The 4,903-nt window shown below is 44.0% G+C and carries 3 protein-coding genes, 1 pseudogene and 1 riboswitch; all 4 genes and pseudogenes read left to right on the top strand.

Annotation, left to right across the window (positions count from 1 at the left end; genetic code table 11):
- The first annotated feature begins 151 nt into the window (after nucleotides 1-151).
- Nucleotides 152-370 (top strand): DUF5776 domain-containing protein, encoded by a 219-nt coding sequence (locus KTE19_RS12815; protein WP_217342436.1) that lies wholly within the window; start codon nucleotides 152-154, stop codon nucleotides 368-370.
- A gap of 772 nt (nucleotides 371-1,142) precedes the next feature.
- Nucleotides 1,143-2,141, top strand: coding sequence for an SGNH/GDSL hydrolase family protein (locus KTE19_RS12810; protein ID WP_217342435.1), 999 nt, complete (start codon nucleotides 1,143-1,145; stop codon nucleotides 2,139-2,141).
- Between the two features lie 276 nt (nucleotides 2,142-2,417).
- On the top strand, nucleotides 2,418-4,193 hold the full coding sequence (gene recQ / locus KTE19_RS12805) for a DNA helicase RecQ (protein ID WP_217342434.1): 1,776 nt from the start codon (nucleotides 2,418-2,420) through the stop codon (nucleotides 4,191-4,193).
- Between the two features lie 88 nt (nucleotides 4,194-4,281).
- Nucleotides 4,282-4,384, top strand: a riboswitch (TPP riboswitch).
- Nucleotides 4,385-4,433: 49 nt separating this feature from the next.
- Nucleotides 4,434-4,823 (top strand): annotated as a pseudogene (gene thiW / locus KTE19_RS12800) (energy coupling factor transporter S component ThiW); the annotation flags it as partial.
- Nucleotides 4,824-4,903 lie beyond the last annotated feature (80 nt).

Genomic DNA, 4,903 nt, shown 5'->3' with positions numbered 1-4,903 from the left:
GGGTTCAAATAAGTTATTAATCGCGATTAATGATTTATTTGAGCTGTGGCAGGTAAACGCGGTTCTGAATGTCTCTTAAAATCTGTCTCAAATATTGACTTCAATCCACATTACCAGTAATCGAAAATTAGTTCAGTTGGGCAGAGTTAAGATGCCTAAACGGATTACCGTTAAACAACCAATTAATCGCTACCGGGATGCTAACTTCACGAAACGTAACGGCTCTTACAAGCAGGGAACCAAATTAACTGTCAAGGGGTATACGTATAGCCACGCAACCTCATTGACCAAATCAGGAACGAAGCGGTTGGTTGTAAGTGGCGGCTACGTTACGGCCAACAAACAGTTTGTCAAAATTTATTACAAGTAAAAAATGAGAGTGAGCGGAACAAAGCGGTTAGAGATCGGAGTGTAAGTCTCCTCGAACGGAAATTCCGGTTTTGGGAATTTTTGTTCGAGGTGCTTACATGCAGATCTCTGCTTTGAGGAGCTGTCCTAAACAAGTGAGCGACAAGCAACGGGTGATGCGGTATCTAAAGGGCTTTGGGCTTAAACCCCGGTTTTGGGTTTGAGTTCAAAGCCCTTTAGATGTTAGCATCAGTTGTGTCGGAGCTGTCCTAAACAAGTGAGCGCAGTAAAGCGTTAATAACCGGAGCATAAGTTGCCGAAAGTAGAAATCCCGGTTCTGGATTTTTGTTTGTGGTGCTTATGTGCAGGCTATTGCTTTGAGGAGCTGTCCTAAAATTCGGAAAGATTGGGACGAAAGGTGATTTACTCCCAGAATTTCAATGAAAGAACCAATGCATTCTGTTTTTTGGGATGCATTGTTTTTTGTATTCTATGATCAGCCTTTGTTTCAAGCCTAGTCACTGTAAGAATTGTGAGCTAAGTTGTATTCAGAAATAATTTGCCGACTAATATTCTATTTGTTAATTGCTATAACTAACTATGTATGGTGTTAAGCAAAATGAAGACGGTTGAATTCGTCGCCCCGCCTGTAACCAAAACGAAACAATCCAGTAATCGAACTTATCGTATAATTAATAATTAGAATGCGGCGGTTGATTAATTGGGGAGGATTTGTTTTGTTACATAAGGGGCGTTTCTTTTGGCTTATTAGCTTCATAATAGCGTGTGGCTTAATGGTTAGTCAGCAAGGAGCTCAAGCTGATCCAATCAAGGATGTTCACGTGCATGCGGTCCTGTCGATTCATGCGCACGCATACGCAGTTAGGAAACGAGCCTATCTATACACCAGCCTCAGTTTTAAACGATCCGTTTCTGCCAAACGTTATTTAAGGACAGCTTGGTATCGCACACAGGTGGCCCACGTTGTGGTAAATGGTCAAAAAAGGGTCGTCTTCAAATTGATGAGTGCCAATGGCCAACATACATACTGGGTGTTTCATTCTCAAGTTAAGGGAATTGGCAGTCAATCATTTCACATCAAATTGCCCAAAGCAGGAAATCGATTTATTCATAAACGGATTGGCGTGTTTGGGGATTCGATTCCGTCTGGATGGGACGGTTATCATTTTTACTTAAACGATGCCTATCCGGACTGGACCAGAAAATATCTGGGTGCGAAGCCTAAAGTCCATAATGAAGCAGTTCCCAGTGCCCAAATTGTGGGGCATCGGTTTAGATACGTTGGCGGTAGATATAATCGAATTGTTCCAGAGGACTTGAGTGAAGTTTTGAAACACCAACGTAAGACAATTAAGAAGATGAATCTGATCTTTGTCCAAATTGGTACTAACGACTATACAAATGGATCCAGATCAGGTAGTTTGCAAAATGTGACTCATCATCTGGCATTAGAAATCAACTATATTCACAAAGTTAATCCAGGTGCGACGGTATACGGAATCTTGCCAATTTCCCGTTACGATATGCTCGGGCGAAGTTGTGATCATATTCCGAACATGTATGGTTACACCTTTGGTCAGTTGCGGGCGGCTGAAGCGGGAACCTACCGGCGAAACCGCGCGGTGGTGGTTGACTTTAATCAAATTGCGCCGACGGTCATTAGTTGGCGTAACCGTGATCAAACATTACAGGATCATAAGATTCATCCAACAGCGCGAACTGCCCAACGGTTAGGTTATGCACTGGCTTGTTGGTTAATTGCCCGAAGATAAAGTGATTGTTAAATTCCATCCGGTAGTCATTAACTTGGATCGCCACTCATACTTGGATTAAATGGCCGGGATCAGCCGTTTGTCGCAAGTTTTATCAATATATGAAGTGAAAACCAAGTTGCATTTATAAACACTTTGCCGACTAATGTCTCAGCCTCAAAACGCCCATTCCAGTCTCATCTCAATTAAAATACCAACCTTCATTCTTTTCCAATGAAACGAGTGCGTTTTTTTCGTATACTATAGTGAGTGACTAAAACGAAAAGGACTGGCTACATGACACCTCAAGAATTACTGAAAACTAAATTTGGCTATGATCAGTTTCGACCGGGACAGGAAAGGGTGATTAATGACATTTTGGCTCATCAGAATGTGTTGACCATTATGCCCACTGGTGGCGGGAAATCACTCTGTTACCAAATTCCGGCTATGCTGCTTGATGGCGTGACGTTGGTAGTTTCCCCGTTGATTGCGCTGATGAAGGACCAGGTTGATGCTTTGAATGAAAATGGTATTCCGGCCACCTTTATTAATAGCAGCCTGGATTATGATGAGATTGATGCACGATTTGCTCAAGCCGTCAACGGTGAAATTAAGTTGCTGTACGTTTCACCGGAACGTTTGGATTCCGGGGCGTTTTTCCGATTGGCAAAATTACCAATTGATTTGGTGGCCGTCGATGAAGCGCATTGTATTTCCCAGTGGGGCCATGACTTCCGGCCGAGCTATCTGGCATTGACCGATCGGCTCGATCAGCTGCCCTCTAACCCGACGATTGTGGCCCTCACCGCCACTGCCACACCACGAGTTGCTGAAGATATTAAACAGCGCTTAGCGATTGGGGAGGAAGTTAAGACTGGCTTTGAACGGGACAATTTATCGTTTAAAGTCGTAAAGGATCAAGACAGTGATCGTTATTTACTGGACTATTTGAAGCTGAATGCGACTGAGTCTGGGATTATTTATGCCAGTACCCGTAAGGAAGTTGAGCGGTTAACCAAATTGCTGAAAAAGCATCATTTTTCAGTCACTATGTATCATGGTGGTCTCTCAAAGGAAGTTCGGCGGCAAAATCAAGATGATTTTCTTTACGATCGGGCATTAGTGATGGTCGCAACCAACGCATTTGGCATGGGAATTGATAAGAGCAACGTTCGGTTTGTGATTCACGATTCGGTTCCCGGTAGCTTAGAAGCTTACTATCAAGAAGCTGGCCGGGCTGGCCGAGACGGTCTACCAAGTGAAGCAATTTTATTGTTTAAGATTGGCGACGTTCAGACCCAACGTTTCTTTATTGACCAATCCGAGCGTGACGAACAGAGCAAACAACGCGAGTATCAAAAGTTACAGGTGATGACCGAATATGCCAATACGGAACAGTGCCTGCAACAATTTATTCTTAACTATTTTGGTGAAGAAGGGCCAACCTGCGGGCGGTGCAGCAATTGTCTTGATACCCGTGAATCGCAGGATATTACCGTTGATACCCAAAAAGTGTTGTCATGTGTTTACCGAATGAATGAGCACTTTGGTAAAAGCCTGGTGGCGTTGGTATTGGCGGGCTCTAACTCACAAAAGGTAAATAACTTCCATTTTAACCAGCTATCAACTTATGGCATCATGAAAGGTCAGTCTCAAAAGAAGATTGTTGAATTAATTGATTATCTCACGGCAGCCGGTTACCTGGTTGCGACGGGTGGCCAATTTCCAGTTCTGAAAGTCTCAAAGTTGGGCTTGGCAGTCTTGAAAGGTGAACAAAAAGTTTCCCGGAAAACGTCCGTTAAGGCGGCTAAAGCGTTGCCTGAGAATGATGATTTATTTGAAGAACTGCGAAAACTCAGGCGTTCTTTTGCCGAAAAGCAAAGTGTGCCGCCGTTTGTGATCTTCTCTGATAAGACCTTACACGAAATGAGTGCAGTCATGCCAACCACCGAGGCTGAAATGTTAGACGTCAAAGGGGTTGGCGAGAGCAAAATGACTAAATACGGTGCGGAATTCTTGCAGGTAATTAGCGAATTTAAGGCTGGCGCAACGACGAGGTCACCCAGCTAAGCCTCGGTTGGGAAGATCATTTCCGAATAAATAATGACAGGAGCTTAATTTTCACGTATAATGGTCACTGCAATTTTAAATAATGTTTAGATAACATTAGGGGAGCCATTTGGCTGAGACAGAAGCAATTTCTGGACCCTTCGAACCTGATCTGGTTAACGCCAGCGTAGGAAAGATGTTAAGTGAAGCCTAAGTGTGGGTCTCTTTTTGTTATCCAAGACAACGGGAGGCTCTATTTTTATGGGAAAAAATACAACGTATCGTTTGGTATTGACGGCAGTACTATCCGCAATCGGGGTTGTCGGCGGCAGTATGTTTGAATTTACCATTGGCGTGGCAAAGGTGGCCCCAATGCAACATTTGATTAACCTGGTTTCCGGCGTGCTGGTTGGACCATGGTGGGCGTTAACCCAAGCATTTATCACGTCACTGATTCGCAATTTACTTGGCACGGGGACGATCTTGGCCTTTCCCGGCAGTATGATTGGCGCGTTTTGTGTTGGCTGGGTCTTCCAAAAGACGCAAAAGCTGATTTTTGCCGCCTTTGGTGAATTAATCGGGACCGGGATCATCGGCGCAATTGTGGCTTACCCAATTGCCAAGTGGCTAATGGGCGCAACCGGGGCGATTTTGAAGTGCAACAGAAAAGTTAGACAAGTTTAGATATTGATTTAAGCTACCATGGCTTGATTCCTGTATTCTACAGGGGT

It is taken from the genome of Lentilactobacillus dabitei (assembly GCF_019061365.1).
Taxonomy (GTDB): Bacteria; Bacillota; Bacilli; order Lactobacillales; family Lactobacillaceae; genus Lentilactobacillus; species Lentilactobacillus dabitei.
This window is presented reverse-complemented; position numbering and strand designations above follow the sequence as displayed.